The 18843-nt window shown below is 69.0% G+C and carries 9 protein-coding genes and 3 pseudogenes; 7 read left to right on the top strand and 5 right to left on the bottom strand.

The window, feature by feature from the left end:
• Positions 1–432 precede the first annotated feature (432 nt).
• Together OHA03_RS45845 and OHA03_RS45850 are read right to left on the bottom strand one after the other, a co-directional pair.
• The gene (locus OHA03_RS45845) at positions 433–2586 is read right to left on the bottom strand and encodes a SpoIIE family protein phosphatase (RefSeq protein WP_323181419.1); all 2154 of its coding nucleotides are present in this window, start codon (positions 2584–2586) and stop codon (positions 433–435) included.
• A 613-nt stretch (positions 2587–3199) separates the two neighbouring features.
• Positions 3200–3835 (bottom strand): TetR/AcrR family transcriptional regulator, encoded by a 636-nt coding sequence (locus tag OHA03_RS45850; RefSeq protein ID WP_267009872.1) that lies wholly within the window; start codon positions 3833–3835, stop codon positions 3200–3202.
• A gap of 225 nt (positions 3836–4060) precedes the next feature.
• On the opposite strand from OHA03_RS45850, the gene OHA03_RS45855 reads away from it, so the two are divergent.
• The 6 genes and pseudogenes from OHA03_RS45855 to OHA03_RS45880 all read left to right on the top strand — a co-directional run bounded on the left by OHA03_RS45855 (position 4061) and on the right by OHA03_RS45880 (position 13513).
• Positions 4061–6520, top strand: a complete 2460-nt coding sequence (locus OHA03_RS45855) for a SpoIIE family protein phosphatase (protein ID WP_267009873.1) — start codon at positions 4061–4063, stop codon at positions 6518–6520.
• Between the two features lie 22 nt (positions 6521–6542).
• Positions 6543–8975, top strand: a complete 2433-nt coding sequence (locus tag OHA03_RS45860; RefSeq protein ID WP_267009874.1) for a SpoIIE family protein phosphatase — start codon at positions 6543–6545, stop codon at positions 8973–8975.
• A gap of 236 nt (positions 8976–9211) precedes the next feature.
• A pseudogene (locus OHA03_RS45865) lies at positions 9212–10188 on the top strand (tyrosine-type recombinase/integrase).
• Positions 10189–10445: 257 nt separating this feature from the next.
• Entirely contained in the window at positions 10446–11105 is a 660-nt protein-coding gene (locus OHA03_RS45870; RefSeq protein ID WP_267009875.1) for a TetR/AcrR family transcriptional regulator, read from the top strand.
• A gap of 106 nt (positions 11106–11211) precedes the next feature.
• Complete coding sequence (locus tag OHA03_RS45875; RefSeq protein WP_267009876.1) at positions 11212–12357, top strand: MFS transporter; 1146 nt, start codon at positions 11212–11214, stop codon at positions 12355–12357.
• A gap of 22 nt (positions 12358–12379) precedes the next feature.
• Positions 12380–13513, top strand: coding sequence for an epoxide hydrolase family protein (locus tag OHA03_RS45880; RefSeq protein WP_267009877.1), 1134 nt, complete (start codon positions 12380–12382; stop codon positions 13511–13513).
• Positions 13514–13571: 58 nt separating this feature from the next.
• Here OHA03_RS45880 and OHA03_RS45885 read toward each other — a convergent pair.
• A pseudogene (locus OHA03_RS45885) lies at positions 13572–16613 on the bottom strand (Tn3 family transposase).
• Positions 16614–16954: 341 nt separating this feature from the next.
• Between OHA03_RS45885 and OHA03_RS45890 the strand changes: the two are divergent.
• Positions 16955–17758 (top strand): IS5 family transposase, encoded by an 804-nt coding sequence (locus OHA03_RS45890; protein ID WP_267009878.1) that lies wholly within the window; start codon positions 16955–16957, stop codon positions 17756–17758.
• A 4-nt stretch (positions 17759–17762) separates the two neighbouring features.
• On the opposite strand, the gene OHA03_RS45895 is transcribed toward OHA03_RS45890, so the two are convergent.
• Both OHA03_RS45895 and OHA03_RS45900 read right to left on the bottom strand, forming a co-directional pair.
• Positions 17763–18191, bottom strand: coding sequence for a hypothetical protein (locus OHA03_RS45895; protein ID WP_323181420.1), 429 nt, complete (start codon positions 18189–18191; stop codon positions 17763–17765).
• A 316-nt stretch (positions 18192–18507) separates the two neighbouring features.
• A pseudogene (locus OHA03_RS45900) lies at positions 18508–18759 on the bottom strand (transposase domain-containing protein); the annotation flags it as partial.
• Between the last annotated feature and the right edge of the window lie 84 nt (positions 18760–18843).

Genomic DNA, 18843 nt, shown 5'->3' on the forward strand with positions numbered 1-18843 from the left:
GCTGTCAGTTCTGGCTGGTCTTTGGGCAGACCTGGCCCCGGAGTCTGGCGTAGGCCGCCACAGCAGTCTGCGCCCGAGCGGTGGCGAGCGTCGGCCGGTCACGTGGACTACACCGCCTCGCCTCGGTGTGGGTAGGGAAGGTGTGCCGGTGGAGTACTCGACCCCGAGTGGCCCGACTCTGCGGCAACGTCGTCCAGGGCCGACCCGACGCGCCCCATCGGCTGCACCACGCGCCACCGGCCGCGCAGCTCCGATGCGCCGGGACCCGGACGCCGACTGGCGGCCGGGAGTAGCCGCCACCGGCCTGGGGCTTCTCTCGAAACGGGTCATGCTGGACGACGGCAGTCGCTGCCGTACGACGGGGATGACTCCACCATCAAGGTCCCCCCAATTGATTCACTGAGCCAAAGAGCGCTGATCGTTCAAGGATCCTCAAAAGACCTTCAGCAGCAGGAGTGCGGTGTCGTCGGCACGGTCGCCTGACGGTTGGGCGTGGGCGAGAAGTGTGTCGGCGATGTCGTTGAGTGGACCGGTGGCTTTGGATAGGACTGTCGCGAGGTCGGTGAGCGCGGTTTCGTGGTCGGTGCCGGGGGTTTCGATGAGTCCGTCGGTGTAGAGGACCAGGAGGGTGCCGGGAGGCAGAGGGATGTCGGTTGTGGGGTACTCCGCCTTGGGGTCGACGCCCAGCAGAGGGCCTGGCGGTACCTCCAGGATGTCGGTGTGCAGGTCGGAGTGGCGCAGCAGGGGCGGGCAGTGGCCCGCAGTGGCGAGCTGGGCGCGGTGGTGGACGGGGTCGATGTGCACGTACAGGCAGCTGGTGAGCAGGCCGGGGTCGAGGTCGTTGAACAAGTGATTGGTACGGGCGAGAACTTCGCCTGAGGTCGCGCCGACGACGGCGTAGGCGTGGACCGCGGTGCGCACCTCGCCCATGAGGCTGGCGGCGCTGGCACTGTGGCCCTGGACGTCGCCGATGACGGCGGCTGCCTCGGTGTCCGACAGGCGGATGAGGTCGTAGAAGTCGCCACCCACCTCCATGCCGTGGCTGGCGGGCAGATAGCGGGCGGCCGCCTCCAGGCCATGCATCGTCGGCAGCGTACGAGGCAGCAGGCTGGCCTGGAGGCTCTCCGCCAGCTCGTGCTTGGCGTCGTACTGCCGAGCGCGGTCCAGGGCCTGGGAGATCAGGGCACTGATGGCGGTCAGCGTGGTGCGCTCCTGCAACGTGAAGGAGCGGGCTTGCCGGTAGCCGACCACGCAGACGCCGACGAACTGCTGGGAGGCCATGAGTGGCAGCCATGCCCATGCGCCCAGACGGTCGTCGATGGAGGCGCTCTCGGGATACGCCGCACGCAGCTCGTCCCGGTCGGCGAAGAAGGACGGCACCCCTTGGGTCAGCCCCCAGGGCGGTGCGCCGCTGGTCAGCCCGGGGAGCGGGAGGTCGGAAGCGAGGGGGGCGTGGTCGACAAGGTCGACCAGCTCCGGACTGAAGCCGTGGTGGCCGACGACCCGTACCCGGCCGGCCTCCGCGACCAGCAATGCGAAGGCATGCGCCTCCAGGGCGACCAGAAGGTGGCCGGCCACCAGCTCCACGACCTCGTCGACGGAAACCGCGGCGGCCAGGCCGCCGGAGAGCTGCATCATGTGGTAATAGGCATCCAGGCTGGCGGGGCCGGGCACCGCCCCGGTACCGAGGGCCAATTCACCCGGGCTGTGGGTGGCGCCGACAGGAGCGGAGATGCGCAGGCTCACACCGGTGCTGTCCGGGTAGAGCTGGAGCACCAGTTCTCTGCCGGTGCGGGGCTGTTTCACCGTGGAGGACGTCGGGAGCTGGCTCGCGAGTGCGGCGCGGTACCGAAGCTGGGAGGCCGGGTGGGCGAGCCACGGCACGGCTTCCCATACCCGGGCACCCACCAGGTGCGGGATGCTCTCGCCCAGGAGGTCGGCCGCAGTGTGGTCGGCGAAGGTGATCCGCCCCCGCACGTCGAGCCGGCACGCCCCTTCGGGAACAGCGGCTATGAAGTCCGCTGCGGCCTGAGGGTGAGCCGGTGCCGAGGGATGCGCGGGCGTCGGCGGCAGCAGACGCGCCGTGAGCCCGGGCTGCAAGCGGTGCCCGGCCTCGGCGGCGTCCTGCAGGAGCACGGCGATGCAGCGGGCTGCGGTGGTGAACCGGCCCCGTGCGTGCGCATCCAGGACGGGCGATTTCTGAGAGAACAGCACCAGCATGGCGCCCCACACGCGGGAGCCTGCCACGAGCGGGGCCGCCGCAACGGCGTCCACGAACGGGTAGGTCAGGGCCAGGTGGGGATAGCGGCGGGCGAACTCTTCGCCGGAACCGACCCACACCACATGCCGCTGGAGGATCGCTTCGGCAAGGGGGGCCTCGGGTACGGCAGCCACCCGTATGCGTCGCAGTAGACTGACGAACCCCGTGGGCATCCCGAAGCTCGCATCCAGGACCAGGACTTCGCCGCCAGGCTCGAGCAGAAAGAGCGCCCCCGCATACGCACCCATGCCAGCCACCGTCCGGGCCACTACCTGATCCAGCAGGTCCCGGACGGCAGCAGGTTGCAGATCCTCGCCACTGCCCATCCGCTGCGCTCACTTCGCGGAGTCGTTTGCCTATCTGCATGATAGGCGGGGCGATGCAAGCCCGCTGCTAGGACGGTCGGGAGGTGCCCGCCTCGTGGTGGTGGGGTGCGGCTCAGGTGGGGTGACGACGCTCCGCTGGTGCCCACCCACCGAGCCCGGGAGCAGCACGGTCGGGCGATCTCCGGCCGAATCCAATGCTGTGCGGGGACACCGAGGAGAGACTGCGCGAGCCACAATGGCGCGGATACGCCCTTGGACGTGGACCAGCTGGCAGCGGAGCAGCTCCAGCTCGACGCTGTCGTCTTGCTTCAGACCGGCGTTGCTCTTCCTCCAGGCTGCGAGGTATGGGCCGCCAACGAAAGCGTAGGTCCACGCCGTGGTTGCGATGCATGACGGCCGCAGGCGTACCTCGCACGGACAGAGCCGGCGTCCGGGTCCCGGCGCGTAGTCCGCCGCATCCTCGCAGCACCGGACTCGGCTCCGCACTCTCCTGCCGCTGAGCTCCAGCGCAGGGCCCACCAGGCGGCACACAGCCGGGCTCGGTGGCGCAGGCCACTGGAGCCACCGTACGCAGTCGACGCCCGGTCGGCCGCGCGCCGACATGGGGTTGTCTTCACGCGGCAGCGGGAAGGGGGCGCTGGGCGACGTCGCGGGCCTCATCCGGGGAGAGGCCGAGCATGTGCAGGAGCGTCTCGGCCAGTTTGCCTGCGGCCTGGTCGGCGTCGATCTCGGGCTTGTTGAACCCCAACTCCAGGAGCGCCAGCAGGCTGCCGTTCAGCGCGGTCAGGGCGATGACCGGGTCGGCTACGGTGAAGCGGCCCAAGGCGATGCCCTGCTCCACGTCGCGTTCCGCACGCGGAGCCAGTCCGCGGCTGGAGCATATGCGGCCGAGCCCGATGTGGCACAGGATTCGCATGATCTCCGGGTGTGACTCGGCTATGCGGGTGCTGAGCCGCACGCCCCCGGCGAGGCGTTCGGCGGGATCGTCAAGGCTGTGCAGGCGTTCGTCGATGGCTTGGGCGTACTCCTCCATGGCGTCGTCCACGGCCGCGTCGAACAGGTCAGGCTTGCATGTGAAGTGGTTATAGAAGGAGCCGAAGCCCACGTCCGCGCGCTCCGCGATGGCGTGGATGCTGGCGCTGGTGTCGCCGGATTCGGCCAGGATCTGCCGCGCGGCGCGGACGAGTGCCTTCCGGGTCTCGGTGCGACGGCGTTCGTATCGATTCCTGCGCGAGGCTGACATCGGCATCCACCACGAATGACATTAGCAGTTCTGATGAATGCATCATTTCACGGACGGCCTGGTTCGTCCACTTTGATCATTCGATCAATATTGGGGGACTTGACGCTTTCGAGGTATTAGCTGACACTTTCATCAGGTTTGACCGAAAATTGCTCAATCTAGGGACGCCGTGCCCCTGCGGATCGGCGCACCACATGCCCCCCTCCTACGCACTGCAAGGGATGAACCGCGATGCACACCAACGAAACGGCACTCGCTGAGCCGGTGAACTCCGGCGATAAGCCCGACGCGGCGATAGCCATGCTCGATGCGGAGGGGACGGTGGTCGGGTGGACCCATGCCGCCCGGCAGCTAGTCGGGTACACGGCCCGGGAGGTGGTAGGCCGGTCCGCCGCACACGTGCTGCCGCCTCCCGAGGACGCCCTGAAGGCTGCGTCGCACGTCGAGCAGTGTCGTGCCCAGGGTGGCTGGTCCGGCACCGTGGCGGTCCGCCACCGCGTCGGCCACACGCTCAAAATGACTCTGCAGGTCTCGTTGCTGTGGGGACAGGACGCCGGCACCCGGTGGCTGGTGTCCGTGACCGACATCGGCACCCTGTCCTCGGGGGCGACCAACGGACCGGTGCGGGAGTCGCTCCTGGCCCGCGCACCGATCGGCATCCTCGTTCATGACCTGCAACTGCGCTGCACCTTGGTGAACGATGTCATGGAGCACCACGTGGGCGTTCCTCGTGACCGATGGTTCGGACGCCGCCTGAAAGATCTGTTCCCCGGCTTCGAGGCCGAAGCGCTCGAGGCAGTGATGCGGCAGGTGCTGGAGAGCGGCACCACCAAGGTCCACGAGTACCGGGCGTGGCCGCCGGCGGGCCGGGGCCGGTCACACGTGTTCTCGGCCTCGTTCTTCTGCCTCCAGGACGCCGACGGCCAGACAATTGGGGTGTGCGCCATGAGCGTGGATAACACCGGCAATCGGCGGGCGCGTGAGCGCCTTGCCATCCTCAGCGAAGCCAGCACGCGTATCGGCAGCACCCTCGACGTCATGCAGACCGGGCAGGAACTGGCCAACCTCGCCGTGCCCCTGCTGGCCGACCACGCCGTCGTCGACCTGGTGGAGTCGGTTCCGTTCGGGGTGGAGCCCTCGGGGGGGATCGGCACGACGAGCGGTCGCCCCGCTCTGCTGCGCCGTGCCGGTCTGGCCACTATCGACCCGGATGTCCCGGAGTTGCCGTGGGTGCGCGAAGAGGTGGTCCACGTCCACCCGGCCTCGTCCTTCGCCAACGCCCTGCGCACGGGCAGGTCTCACCTGGAACCGGTGCTGGACACCGCCAGCCCATGGGTCGACCACGACCCGGTACGGGCCCAGAAGGTCCGTGACACCGGGGTCCACTCTGTGATGGTCGTCCCCATCCGTGCGCGGCGCTGCGTGCTGGGACTGGCGCTGTTCGCCCGCTCCAAGGAGCAGACGCCGTTCCAGGAGGATGATCTGCTCCTCGCCGAGGAGCTCGTCACCCGCGCCGCGCTCTGCCTGGACAACGCTCTCCAGTACGCTCGCGAACGCACCGCTGCCCTCACGCTCCAACGCGACCTGCTCCCCCACCGCGTGCGACGCCACGCCGCCGTCGAGGTGGCCTCGCGCTACGTGCCGGCTGACATGGACCGCGGCGTGGGGGGTGACTGGTTCGACGTGATCGAGCTGTCCGGCGCCCGGGTGGCCCTCGTCGTCGGCGATGTGGTCGGACACGGCATCAACGCCGCGGCGGCCATGGGCAGGTTGCGCACTGCCGTGCGCACGCTCGCGGACCTGGACCTGTCCCCCGCCCAACTGCTGGCGCACCTCGATGACACGGTCCGGCGGCTGAACGAGGAAGACGCCGACGACCCGGACCAGGTCCCCGCAGTGGTCGGCGCCACCTGCCTGTACGCCGTCTACGACCCGGTCACCCGACGGTGCACGATGGCGCGGGCCGGGCACCCCCCGCCCGCGATCATTGACCCGCAGGGCCATGCCACCTTCCCCGAAATGCCCGCCGGAGCCCCGCTCGGCCTCGGCCTCGGGCTGCTCGCCTTTGAGTCCGTGGATCTGGAACTGCCCGAGGGAAGTGTGCTCGCGTTCTACACCGACGGCCTGGTCGAGACCCGCGACGACGACATCGACGTCGGGATGAGCCGCCTGGGCGCCGCCCTTTCACAATCCGACCGGTCCCTGGAAGACCTGTGCTCGGAAGTGATCGAGACCTTGCCCGCCCAGGAGCACTCCGACGACGTCACCTTGCTCCTTGTGCGAACCCGCGCACTCCAACCGGCCCGGGTCGCGTCCTGGGCCCTGCCGAACGAGCCGACCGCCGTCCGCATCGCCCGGCACCTGGCAGCCCGTCAGCTCAGCAAATGGGGGATGGAGCATCTCATGACAACTATGGAGCTGATCGTCAGTGAACTGGTCACCAACGCCATCCGCTACGGCGGCGGGCCGATCCGCCTACGGCTCATCCAGCACGAGGTTCTGACCTGCGAAGTCTCCGATACCAGCACCAGCCACCCACGTCCGCGGCATCCGCGCACCCTCGACGAGAACGGCCGCGGCCTCATCCTCATCGCTCACCTGTCCCGCAGGTGGGGCTCCCGCTCCGTATCGGACGGCAAAGTCGTCTGGGCCGAGCAAGACCTGCCGGCCACAGCCCGCGCGATCGCCTGAGCTACTGAAGGAAGTGCGAAAAATGGATATAAAAACCGTCAACGATGTCCACTCGGAAGGTGACATCCAAGGGACGATGCGCCTGTCCGGTTCTGGTCCCAGCGGCAGGCCGCCCCCGTTCGAGTACGTGGCAGCCGCCGTGCTCGATGACCGAGGCACGGTGCTCCGGTGGACCGGGACGGCGAAGGACCTGACGGGGTTCACCGCCGAAGAAGTCTGCGACCGCCCCATACAGGAGCTGGTGGCCGACCTCCCCGACGAATTGCACAACGCCAGGGAGATGCCGGCATCCGGCCACGTACGGCTGTGGCACCGCTCCGGCGACACCATCGATGCCACCTTCCGGATCTCTCCGGTGGAAGGCTCCGCGGAGTTCCTTGTCCTGGCGGCGCCCACACACCACGTCACCAACCGCGATCAGGGCGCAGCGCTCTTGCGCGCACTGTCCTCACAGGACCGGATCACGATCGCTCTGCACGACACGGATCTGTCCACTGTGCGAACGAACGCCACGCCGGGCACCCTCGACGGTCGTCCAGTGGATCCCGGCACTCGGCTGTGCGACGTGCTATGTGCCGAGGACGCCGAGAACCTGGAGGCCGTACTGCGCCAGGTGCTCGTGACGGGTGTCCCGGTGGTCCGCAGAAACCTGCAGGTGAGCTGGCGGCACGATCCGGCGCGGCAGCACGCGCTGTCTCTGTCCGCCTTCCGTCTGGAGGACTCGCGGCGACGCCCCACGGGGGTCGCAGCCCTTTACATCGACAGTGCCGACGATCTGCGTGCCCGCCGTCATCTGGATCTCGCCCGCGAGGTGGCCGAGCAGGTGGGAGGCTCCCTGGACGTCGTGCGCACTGCACAGGACCTTGCGGACGTTCTCGTACCCGCGTTCGGGGATCTCGCCGCAGTCGACCTTGCGCACTCCGTTTTCGACGGGGAAGAACCCTCGAAGCAGCTGGGCGGTGGAGACATGGACAACGCGGCCCTTGCGCCGGCCACCGCAGTGTGGCCGGCCGGCATCAAGCGCGGCGACCCCGTCCCGCCCCTTCCCGACCACCCCCTCCTGCGCAGCTTCCGACACGGCGAGACAGTCGTCTTCGGCCGTGACGACTTCATCGCCATGGTCAGCGACCCGCAGCTGGTCGAGTATCTCGTCCCGAAGGACGCCCATTCGGTGATGGTGGCACCGTTGCATGCCCGCGGGCTCACGCTCGGCGCCATATCGGCCTGGCGATGCGGCCGATCCGACCCCTTCACCGAGGACGAGGCGGATCTCATGGCTCAGATCGCCTCACGGGGTGCGCTCGCCATCGACAACGCCCGCCGTTACACGCGCGAGCACCGGGCGGCCATGGCGCTGCAGCAGCGCCTCCTTCCCCCGGCCACAACCGACACGCCAGCCGCCGAGACCGCCGGCGTCTACCTGCCCGCAGGCGACGGAGCGGAAATCCGCGGCGACTGGTACGACGCCATTGCTCTGCCCTCTCTCCGGCTGGCCCTTGTCGCCGGAGACGTGATCGGCCACGGCATACTCGCAAGCGCCACCATGGGCCGCCTGCGCGCCGCCATCCAGACGCTCGCGGACCTGGAACTCGAACCGGACGAGGTGCTCGCCCGCATCGCGGACCTGGTCCAGCGCCTGGTGGCCGAAGCCCCACCCGACCACCACGACGTCGTCGGCGCCACATGCCTGTACGCGGTCTACGACCCGGTCACCCGACGCTGTGCCATGGCCAGTGCCGGGCACCTGCCCCCCGTCCTGGTCCGGCCCGACGGAACCGCCGAAGTCGTCAAGGTCTCCCCGGGGCCACCACTCGCCATCGGCAGCCTGCCGTACGAGACCACCGTGATCGACCTCGAGCCGGGCAGCGTCCTCGCGTTCTGCACCAACGGCCTGATCGAAGGGAGCGACCGCGACATCGACCAAGGGCTCCAGTGCCTGACGGATGCCCTCGCCGCGTCCTGCCGTCCGGATCGCGCTCTGGACGAAACCGGCCGGGCTCTCCTCGCCAACCTGGCTGACCAGGCGCCGCGCGACGACGCGGCCCTGCTGCTGGCCCGCACCCGCGCCGTCCCGGCGGGGGACACCGCTCACTGGGAGATCCCGGCCGATCCGGCCGCCGTCTCCGAGGCCCGAGCATGGACAACCCGCCAACTCACCAGGTGGGGGCTGGACGACCTCGTCTTCACCACCGAACTCATCGTCAGCGAACTGGTCACCAACGCCATCCGCTACGGTCGTCCGCCTGCGGAACTTCGTCTGATTCGCCACGACGTTCTAGTCTGCGAGGTCACCGACTCCAGCCCCACCCAGCCCCGCCTGCGGCGCGCCGCAACCACCGACGAGGGAGGACGCGGCCTGTTCCTCATCGCGCAACTCGGCGCGCGCTGGGGCTGCCGCCATGGCCAGAGCCGGAAGACGATCTGGTCCGAACAGCTCATCGAGTGTCCCGGCTGATCGGTGCCCTTCTCGTTGCGGGTGGAATTGGGGGTTGAGGAACATCCATGTCAGATCGTGCGCTAAGCCCTCGTCACCCCTGGTGGGCGGCTGACGGAGCATCGGCAGCGAATGCGATTTGAAGTCTTCCCGCAGATAACGCCCTATTATCTGCGGGACGGCCGACCGCGACCTGCGGGAACGGCTCGGGGGCCGTGCGTGAAGAGGCCCTGTTATCTGCGGCAAGAGGGGAAGCAGTGCCGACGCTCGTACGACTGCCCGCCGGGAAGGCGTTGACCGTACGGAGCGCGGCGGACGCGTTCCTCGACTCGCTCGGCAACGCGAACACGGTCCGCAACTACGGGATCGGGGTCGGCAAGACTGCCGAATGGCTCGGCGAGGCCCGCCCGCTCGCCACGGTCGCGGACGACGAGATCGGCGGCGCCCTCGAAGAGCTGTGGGGCGAGGCGGCGGTCAACACCTGGAACGCCCGGCGGGCGTCGGTGCTGTCGTGGCTGGGCTGGTGCGGCGAGTACGGGCACAACGGCCCGAAGGTGCCGGCGTGGGCGAAGCGGATGACTCCGTCGGACTCTGAGACCCCGGCCCGCTCGAAGATGGCCATCGACCGGCTGATCGCCCGCCGCAATGTCCATCTCCGGGAGAAGACCCTGTGGCGGTGCTCTACGAAACGGTCGCGCGGTCGGAGGAGATCCTCGGAGTCAACATCGAGGAGTTGGACCTCGCCGGGCGCCGGGCCGCGGTGAAGGCCAAGGGCGCCCGGCCGCGCACCCGGCGCCGCGGCGCGATGCGCGAGGACTTCGTGCTGGAGACCGTGTACTGGGACGCGGGCACCGCCCGGCTGCTGCCCCGCCTGCTCAAGGGCCGTACGCGCGGGCCGGTGTTCGTCACCCACCGCAGGCCGGGCCCAGGCAAGGTCCTCGCGCCGCGCGACGTGTGCCCGGACACCGGGCTGGTCCGGCTGTCGTACGGGCAGGCCCGCATGTTGCTGGACGAGCACACCGCCCTCGGCGGCAAAAGTGGCACGGGTTGGGATCTGCACGAGTGGCGGCATTCCGGGCTCACGCACCTCGGCGAGGCGGGGGCGAGCCTGCTGATGCTGATGGCGAAGTCCCGGCACAAGAAGCCCGAGAACGTACGGAAGTACTTCCTTCCCTCCCCGGAGGCGATCGCCGAAGTCACCAGCCTGCTCGCGCCGGGTGACAGCAGGCGCTGATCCGGGGCGGCCGCTGGCGGAGCTTGGATCGTGTGGTGGCTGCCGATGTGGATGTCGAGTGCGCCCAACCGGAAGTCGCAGTGCTTCCTTCGGCCAGGCGGGGCTGAGGCGAGCGTGAGGGTAGCCGTCCGGACCGCAGACCATGGCGAACGGCCGGTTGTGTGTATGCCGAAGGTGCAGGTGTGATGCCGCGGCGTGGCGGCTGTGAGCATCCATTGATTTGTACATCTGTTCTTAAGGCTTGTACGTTTGTACGCATGCTGCACATCGAACCGCCGTCGGCGGAGCCTCCCGAAGGTGAAACGGCCAAGGAAGCGGTCGGCGGTGAGCGCCGGGCCTCCGGTGGATCGGGTGGTGGGCGGCGGACCCGTCGCAACGACCCCGGCCGGAAGACGCACATCCTGGACGCCACTCTCGACGTCATTGCGGATCATGGGGTGGCCGGGACGACGCATCGGCACATCGCTGCCCGGGCCGGCGTGCCGCTCGGGTCGATCACCTATCACTTCGCCAGCTTGACCGATCTCCAGACGCAGGCGTTCGCCCGGCATGTCGAGCTGCAGTCCGCGGTGTTCGAGAATTTGTTCCAGAGCGTCGAGACGCACGAGCAATTCGTGGAGGTCCTGGTCGATCTCGTCCACGGAGGTCCTGCCAGGCACCGCAGTGCGGTCCTCGGCTTCGAGCTGCACCTGGCGGCGCTCCGCAACCCCGGACTGCGAGCCCTGACGCAGGAATGGACGGCGGACAGCCGCGCTGTTCTGGCCCGTTTCACCGGCCCGGACAGCGCCGCCCGCCTGGACGCCCTGCTTGAGGGAATGATCATGCATGCTCTGCTCACAACCGCGCCGGAGTCGCGCGAGAGGACGCGGGACGCGATCGACCAGACTCTCGGCCCAGCCGGCCGGCCGGGATCGTGACCAGAGCGTCTGCAGCCGTCCCGACGGCGCCAACAGCACGAGAGGTGACGGCCGGTGCGAGGGCAACCTACGCGGTCTTCGCCGGTCTGGGGCTCGCCGGATCGACGTGGTCCTCCCGGCTCCCCAGATCCGCACGCAGCTGCACCTCGACCCGGCATCACTGGGACTCCTGCTGCTCACCATCGCCGTCGGCGGCGTGATCGTGCTGCCCCTGTCGGGACCTGTCGTCACACGCATCGGCCCCCGCCGGGCCATCACCGCCGTGGCACTGCTCGTCAGCGCGAGCCTCGGCGTCATCGCGCTCGGATACCCCTTCTCAACATCCCTGCTGGTGGCCGGACTGTTCCTGCTCGGCGCGGCTACGGGCTTCTGGGATGTCGCGATGACCGTGCACGCCGCGTCCGTCGAACGGCAGCTCGGCCGTCCCGTCATGCCACGCTTCTTTGCCGCGTTCAGCCTCGGTACGGTCGCCGGTGCCGCGGTCGGTGTGCTGATGACCGCGCTGCGGATCCCGGTAAGCATCCATGTGGCCGTGGTCGCAGCGGTCATCGCCGGGGCGATACCCGCGGCGACACGGCACTTCCTTCCTGAGCACGCCGCGCGCCCCATCGCAGTGCCACCGCCGGTGAAAATGTCCCGCTCGGGTCTGGGCGCGTGGCGAGAACCGCGCACCGTGGCGGTCGGGCTCGTCGCACTGGCCTTCGCGGTCGCGGAAGGGGCGGGCAGTAACTGGGTCAGCGTCTCGGTCATCGACCGTCACCACGTCACCGCCACGATCGGCACGCTGGCGTACGCCTCGTTCCTCACCGCGCTCACCGCCGGCCGCTGGCTCGGGCCAGCGGTCCTCCACCGGTTCGGACGGGTCACTGTCCTTCGGACAGCCGCCGCCGTCACCGCCACCGGCGTCGCCCTTTTCGCGCTTGGGCCGTCCACTGGACTGGCGTTCGCGGGAAGTCTGCTCTGGGGGATGGGTGCGGCGCTCGGCTTTCCGATCAGCATGAGTGCCGGGGCCGACGAGCCCGCTCGTACCGCCGGCCGCGTCAGCGTCATCACCTCTATCGGATACTGCGGCTTCGTCGGCGGACCGCCCCTCATCGGATTCCTCGCAAACCAGACCACCGTCGGGCACGCCCTGCTCGTCATCGCAATCCTCATGGCCCTGTCCGCTGTGATAGCAGGTACCACCCGCCGGTCCCCCGAAAAGCGCACGCAGAGCGGCTCCGACGCCCAGGCACGCACCGCTGTCATGTGAGAACGAAACCTTGGAGACTCCTATGACCCGCCACGCGCCCGTGATCGCCGTCCCCGAGGCCGAGCTGAACGAGCTGCGCTCACGGCTGCTCAACACACGCTGGCCGACCCCCTGGCCCGCCACCGGCTGGGAGACCGGCACCGACTCCGGCGAACTACGACGCCTCGTCACTTACTGGGCCTCCGACTACGACTGGCGTACCCACGAAGCCACCATCAACGCCCTGCCGTCTCACCTCGCAGACATCGACGGAACCCCCGTCCACTACCTGCGCTTCGACGGCGAACACCCCGGCTCCCTGCCGATCGTCCTGACCAACGGGTGGCCCAGTTCCTTCATCGAACTGACCACCCTCGCCCGCCGGCTGGCCACGCCTTCGCGGTACGGGGGTGACGCCGCCGACGCGTTCACTGTCATCGTCCCCTCGCTGCCCGGATTCGCCTTCTCACCTCAGCGGCCCTCGCTCGCGAAGCAGCCGCAGACACATGAGATCTGGCACCGGCTCATGCACGACGAACTCGGCTTCGCCCGCTACGCCGCGCACGGGGGCGACCTGGGTGCCGGCATCACCTCCCGGCTCGGCGAGGCTCACCCCGAGGCCGTGGTGGGCATCCATCTGATGGCGATCGCCAGTCCGGTCGCCTACGACGCGGCCGGTGTCACCCCAGAGGAGCAGGAGTACCTCGATTCCGTCGCGGGGTGGTCCGCGGAAGAGGGCGGGTACCTGCACGAACAGAGCACCCGCCCTCTCACGCTGAGCTATGGTCTGGCCGACTCGCCGACCGGGCTGCTTGCCTGGATCGTCGAGAAGTACCGTGCGTGGAGCGATTGCGGTGGTGACCTGTCGTCCCGGTTCAGCGACGACTTCCTCCTCACGCAGGCGTCGCTCTACTGGTTCACCCACACCATCTCGACCTCCTTCCGGCCCTACTACGAATACGCCCAGCGGCTGACGAGGCGGGTGGAGCGGGTAAACGTGCCCACGGCCCTCGCCCTGTTCCCAGCCGACCTCACCCAGCCGCCCCGCAGCTGGGCCGAGCGCACGTACAACATCACGAGGTACACCCGCATGCCCCGTGGCGGACACTTCGCCGCCCACGAAGAACCCGAGCTCCTCGCGCACGACCTCACCGAGTTCTTCCGCGCACACCGGTGAACACCGGAACCCGTGAGAGTTCTTGAGCCTCAGCACCAACGCGCCGGAGCCGATCGACTTACCGGTCGTCGTCGGCCTCCGGATCCCGCAGGGGCCGCAGGCCACCGGGCAGATCGGGGAGCTGGAAGGAGTACCGGCCGTGCATGTTGATGTGGTGCCGTACGAACGGTGAGAGGCGGGCGACGTCCTCGTCGCGGACGTCGAACCCGTCGGCACGCAGCTGGGTGACGGCAGCGTCCATGTACCTGGTATTGAACAGCACCAGCGCGTTCAGCATCAGGCCCAGTGCGCCGATCTGGTCTTCCATGCCGTCCTGGTAGCGCTGGTAGAGCTGCCCGGCCTTGCCGTGGAAGATCTTCCGGGCGAGCGCGTGGCGGCCCTCCTAAAGGTTGGCCTGCACCTTGATCTTCCGCCGGTAGGCCGGTTCGTCGGCCAGGCGCAGGATGTGCAGGGTCTTGGCGATCCGCCCGTAGTGGGCGATCGCGTCGCCCAGCGGGGTGGGCCGGCCGTCCCGGGACAGCATCCGGATCACGTCGTAGGCGCGCACGGCCCCGGTGTGGATGGAGCCGACGATCCGCAGGATGTCCTCCCAGTGCCGCTCAATCCGGACCAGGTCGACCCGGCCGCGGGCCGCGTCCTGGAACGCGCCGTAGTCCGCTGTGCGGTCAATGTGCCACATCTTCTGGTCGGGCAGGTCGGCCAGCTGCGGCGCGTAGGTGAACCCGCCAAGGTCAGGAGTCCGAAGACAATGTCGGAGTACGAGGCGGTATCCGTAACGATCATGTCCGGGCGCTTGCCGCCGTCGCGGTCGTAGAGGACGTCCAGCACATACAGCGAGTCGCGAGGGGTGCCTGCCACTACCTTCCCGCCGAGTCCGGCCGCCTGGTCGTTGATCATGTTCAACCAGGTGGCACCGCCCCGCCGCCCGAAGTACTTCGGGTTCGGCCGGGCGTAGACCGAGGACACCGGCACCACGAACCGCATTCCGTCCACGGAGGCGACCAGCCCTCCGCCCCAGGCACTGGCGAGCGGGATCGCTGCCTGGGTGTCGATCAGTGTGGCGTTCGCGGCCCGGTAGGTCGCGAGGCGCAAGTAGGTCTGGTCGACGTGGGACAGCCGCCCGTACTTCAGCGCGTCGATGCCGCTGATGACGGGGGTGTAGCCGACGTTGCAGCCGTGCGCGACCAAAAGCGCCGCGATGGTGACGGGGAGGTCTTTGAGCCGGGCCTCGCCGCCGGTGACCGAGGTGAACGCCTGGTCGGCGCCGGTCCAGGAGAACACCTCCAGCAGCACCTCCGGAAGGTCGACGCGGGGCAGCATCGCGTTCACCGCCGCCCGCAGGTCGAGCAGGGAGGTCGGCTCCGGCTCCAGCGCGGCGAAGTGCAAGCGGCCGTCAGCGTCGAAAGAGATCTGCGCATTGTCCGGCAGACGGCCCGAGATCTCCCGGTAGGTACCGTCCAGCAGCGCGGCCCGCGCCGCCAGGTGTTCGTCCGCCCCCTCGGGCAGGCCCAGGGACGCAAGGACGGTGGGTTTGGCCTGCTCCCACGCCTCACCGGCCAGCAGCTTCGCCCTCGGGTCGCCCCACTTGGAGGAGTTCTTCGCGAAGATCTCCCGCCGGCGCAGCATGCGGTGGAACTGCTCCAGCACGCAGAACACGTACGCCTTCCAGTCCACCGTCCCCGGCTCCAGGTTCGGCGCGGCCAGCACCAGACGCCGCCACGACCCGGCCAGCAGCTCGGTGTCGATCTCGGCCGGGCCGACCTTCTTGCGGCCCATCAACTCCGGCAGCGACTTCAGCGCGGCCAGCACCGGGGCACCCTCCGGAGTCGCGCCGAAGTCCACGACTTTCACCAGGAGCCTCAGGAACGGCCGCACCGTGCCGAACCGGGTGGCCAGCATCGCCCGCCATGCCTGATCCGCATCGGAGTCCAGCGGCGGGGTCAGCTCAAACAGCGCAGCGATCGCGGCAGCCAGCTCGTTGCGCGGCACCACCGCCTCGATCTGTTCCCACATCGCCGCCAGCGTCTCCACCTTCGGGGCACTGATCTCCCCGGTGTCGGTATCAACCTGCTCGGCAGTGGTGTCGAAGACGACCTGGAACGCGGTCGCCAGCTTCGCCCCGGCCCGCTCGACCCTCGGCAGGCTCTTCATCTTCTCCTTGGCCGTCTCCCGCTCGGCCTTGGCCAGCAGCTTCGTGGCGATCAGCACCTCCAGCAGGTCCAGGGCGTCATCGACCGCCCGCGTCGTCAGGTGCACCGCAGTGGCCAGCAGCGTTGCCAGGCGCCGCGCGTCGTTGTGCCGCTTAAGCAGCGTCGCCTTGCCGTCCACCCCGTACCTCGACAGCTCCGCGAGCCGGCGCGGCGGTATCCCCGACACGTCCAGCTCACCCATACCTAGATCGGCAATCTCCTCTGCCCGGGCCAAGGACCATTTCATCTGCGGGCCCGACACCCGCACCGGCCCGCGCCGCAGGCGGTCCAGCTCCGAGACCCGCGCGCCGGAAGGCACCGTCAACAGCAAGTCCAGCACCGCTCGTTGGCCGGTGTTCAGCAGCCCATACAGGGTGTTCCACAGCCGCTGGTTCGCCGCCTCCCGGACATTGCCCACCAGCCGTGACAGGCGGCTCGCCCCGGGAAGGAGCGCCCTGCGCTCGCGCAGCCATCCCGCCGCCGCGTCGAACAACGCCTTCGGCCCGTCCCCAGTCGTCCAGGCCCGCGCGTCCAGCCACTCACTCAGCTCGGCCGAGACCTCGGCGAAGTCCCGCCAGCCTCCGGCCTCCTGGATCTCCCCGGCGTGGGTGCGGGCCGTCCCGTCCGCCGTACTCCTTCAGGCATGACGGGTCTGCGATCTCCAGCTGCTCGGCCAGGTACTCGGCCACCTCCTCCGGCACCTGCCGCGGGTCCGGCAGGAACCGGCCCAAGTAGCGCACGCTCGTGAGCTGGACCGCGTACCCGAGCCGATTGTGCGCACGCCGTTTGCCCTGCACCGCCTCCCGGTCCGCGTCGTCCAGGAAGAAGTACCGCTCCAACTCCGAACGTGACGGCGCCCCGACAAACGCCCCGTACCCAACCTGCTCACCCGACAGAAACTCGACCGCCACAACAACTCTCCGAAGATCGACAACAGCGACCTACGAAGGCTCTGACGGGCGATCACCCCAGGTCAAAGCACCAAGCAACTCCGAGAAGGCTTAGAAGCCGTTGTCGTACCGATCACGGTGAGCGTGGGTACGAGTGCGGCGACTCGGTCGGGTGATCTTCCGGCTTGCCGGGCATGAAGGCAGGGCCTCCTGCACAGCTCGTGGGTGTCGAAGTCCATGAGCAACAGGAGGCCCTGGTGCCGCAGTCTTCCGTGCCGTTGCCCGCTGCGTCCAACTCGCCTGCCCGGCCGTGTGATTGCCTCGCGCACGTGTACGGCAATGCGGGCGATCGTGGGAAACGTGTGCGACGCTACCCGTCGGACACGACCGACGCAGAGTGGGCGGTGGTCCGGGACCTGCTCCCGGTGCCGGCATGGATGAACGGTAAGGGCGGCCAGCCGGAGGGCTACTGCCACCGGCAGATGATCGACGCGATCCGGTATCTCGTGGACAACGGGATCAAGTGGCGGGCGATGCCTGCGGACTTCCCCGCCTGGGACCGCGTCTACGCCTTCTTCCGCCGCTGGCGTGACCACGACCTGATCGGCGAGTTCCACGACCGGCTGCGCGGCCGGGTCCGCCAGAGCGAGGGCCGGGACACGGAACCGACGGCCGCGATCGTCGACTCGCAGTCGGTGAAGGCAGCCGCATCCGTCCCGGCAGTGTCGCGGGGCTTCGACGGCGCCAAGAGCATCAACGGCCGCAAGCGGCACCTGATCGTGGACTGCCTCGGTCTGCTGCTGATGGTGCTGGTCACCCCGGCCGACGTCACCGACCGGGACGCCGCCTGTGGCATGCTGCCCCACCTGCTGGCCCGCCACCGCAAGATCCGACTCGTGTGGGCCGACGGCGGCTATGCAGGCCGTCTCGTCGACTGGGCCAGGCAGAAACTCCGCCTCACCCTGGAGATCGTCAAGCGCAGCGACGACATGCGCGGCTTCGTCGTACTGCCCCGACGCTGGTGCGTGGAGCGCACCCTTGGCTGGCTGATGCGCTCGCGGCGCCTGGCCCGCGACTACGAGACCCGGCCCGCCACCAGCGAAGCCGTCGTGCAATGGTCGATGGCCATGCTCATGGGACGCCGCCTCGCCCGCCGCCGCACCTGATCACTCACTCACCCGGGCATCGGAGGGCGAACAGGCCCGGCCGGTCCTCAACCAGCCAACCCCGTGCCACCAGCCGCTTCGCCTTGCCCCGCACACCCTCGACCTTCGCGGGCACCAACTCCAGGCCCAACCGAGCAGCCAGGTCCTTCGCCCGCAGCCCCTCCCTGCCGCTGTCGGCCTCCAACACGCCCAGCAGCCGCCGGTACTCCGGCGCGAGCACCACAGCCGTGACCCCCTCGCGCCACTCGGGAACCACTGATCCGTCCACGGGCGCCTTCACCTCGACCGGAACCGGTGCCGGCCGGACCGGCTCCTGCGGCACAGCACCCGCGGTCAGGGCCTCGGCCAGTTCCGCAAGCGCGACGACCCGCCGTTCCAGCACGGCTTCTGCCTCCGCCAGCTCGGTCAGAACCCGGTCCGCCTCGGCACGCATTTCCTCCACCCGAACCCGAGCAGCCGACTCCCGAGCCTCCAACAGCCCCATCACCGACGGCACCTGCATACCTCCCCGACGAAACAACACGACGTGTCGTCCCTGCCGCAGAACCGTCGACATCATGCCTGAGCAGCGAAAACGCAGCGATCACATTCGGAAAGACAACAGCTTCTTAGCGCACGATCTGACATGGATGTTCCTCAGCCCCCGGATTGTGCCGCGGTCGACGAGGAGGTGGGCGCGCCGGCACACCCTGAGCGCTGCCCCCCGACCGGCCGACCCCGCTCCGCCTCCACGATCATCCGTGGTCGATCAGGCCTGTGATCAGCTTCTGCCACACCAGCCGGTAACCGACCTCGGGGAACAGGCGCCTCGCGAGCACGAAGTACACCCCGACCGGGGAGGGCAGGTCCCGCAGCCTGCGCTGCACACTCCGGGTCTCTTCCAGGACCGCGTCGACCAGCTCGAACGGCAGAACCTGGGTCGACTCGCCCAGATGGCCGGGAGCGAAGCGGCCCCCTGCCACGGTGAGGCTTCGGGTCACGGTCGTCAGACCAGGCGGCAGGGCACAATGGCGTGCAGGCAACGGAGCTCCGTAACGGAAGAGGTTTTGGCGGACTACCTGCTCCAACGGGCCTCCGTTGCCCTT

The sequence above is a fragment of the Streptomyces sp. NBC_00154 genome (assembly GCF_026342835.1).
Lineage (GTDB): Bacteria > Actinomycetota > Actinomycetes > Streptomycetales > Streptomycetaceae > Streptomyces.

Excerpts from the sequence above, each read along its gene's own strand:
- OHA03_RS45860 (WP_267009874.1), top strand. The coding sequence starts at position 6,543 with ATGGATATAAAAACCGTCAACGATGTCCACTCGGAAGGTGACATCCAA.
- OHA03_RS45855 (WP_267009873.1), top strand. The coding sequence starts at position 4,061 with ATGCACACCAACGAAACGGCACTCGCTGAGCCGGTGAACTCCGGCGAT.
- OHA03_RS45895 (WP_323181420.1), bottom strand. The coding sequence starts at position 18,191 with ATGCGTGCCGAGGCGGACCGGGTTCTGACCGAGCTGGCGGAGGCAGAA.
- OHA03_RS45845 (WP_323181419.1), bottom strand. The coding sequence starts at position 2,586 with ATGGGCAGTGGCGAGGATCTGCAACCTGCTGCCGTCCGGGACCTGCTG.
- OHA03_RS45870 (WP_267009875.1), top strand. The coding sequence starts at position 10,446 with ATGCTGCACATCGAACCGCCGTCGGCGGAGCCTCCCGAAGGTGAAACG.
- OHA03_RS45880 (WP_267009877.1), top strand. The coding sequence starts at position 12,380 with ATGACCCGCCACGCGCCCGTGATCGCCGTCCCCGAGGCCGAGCTGAAC.
- OHA03_RS45850 (WP_267009872.1), bottom strand. The coding sequence starts at position 3,835 with ATGCCGATGTCAGCCTCGCGCAGGAATCGATACGAACGCCGTCGCACC.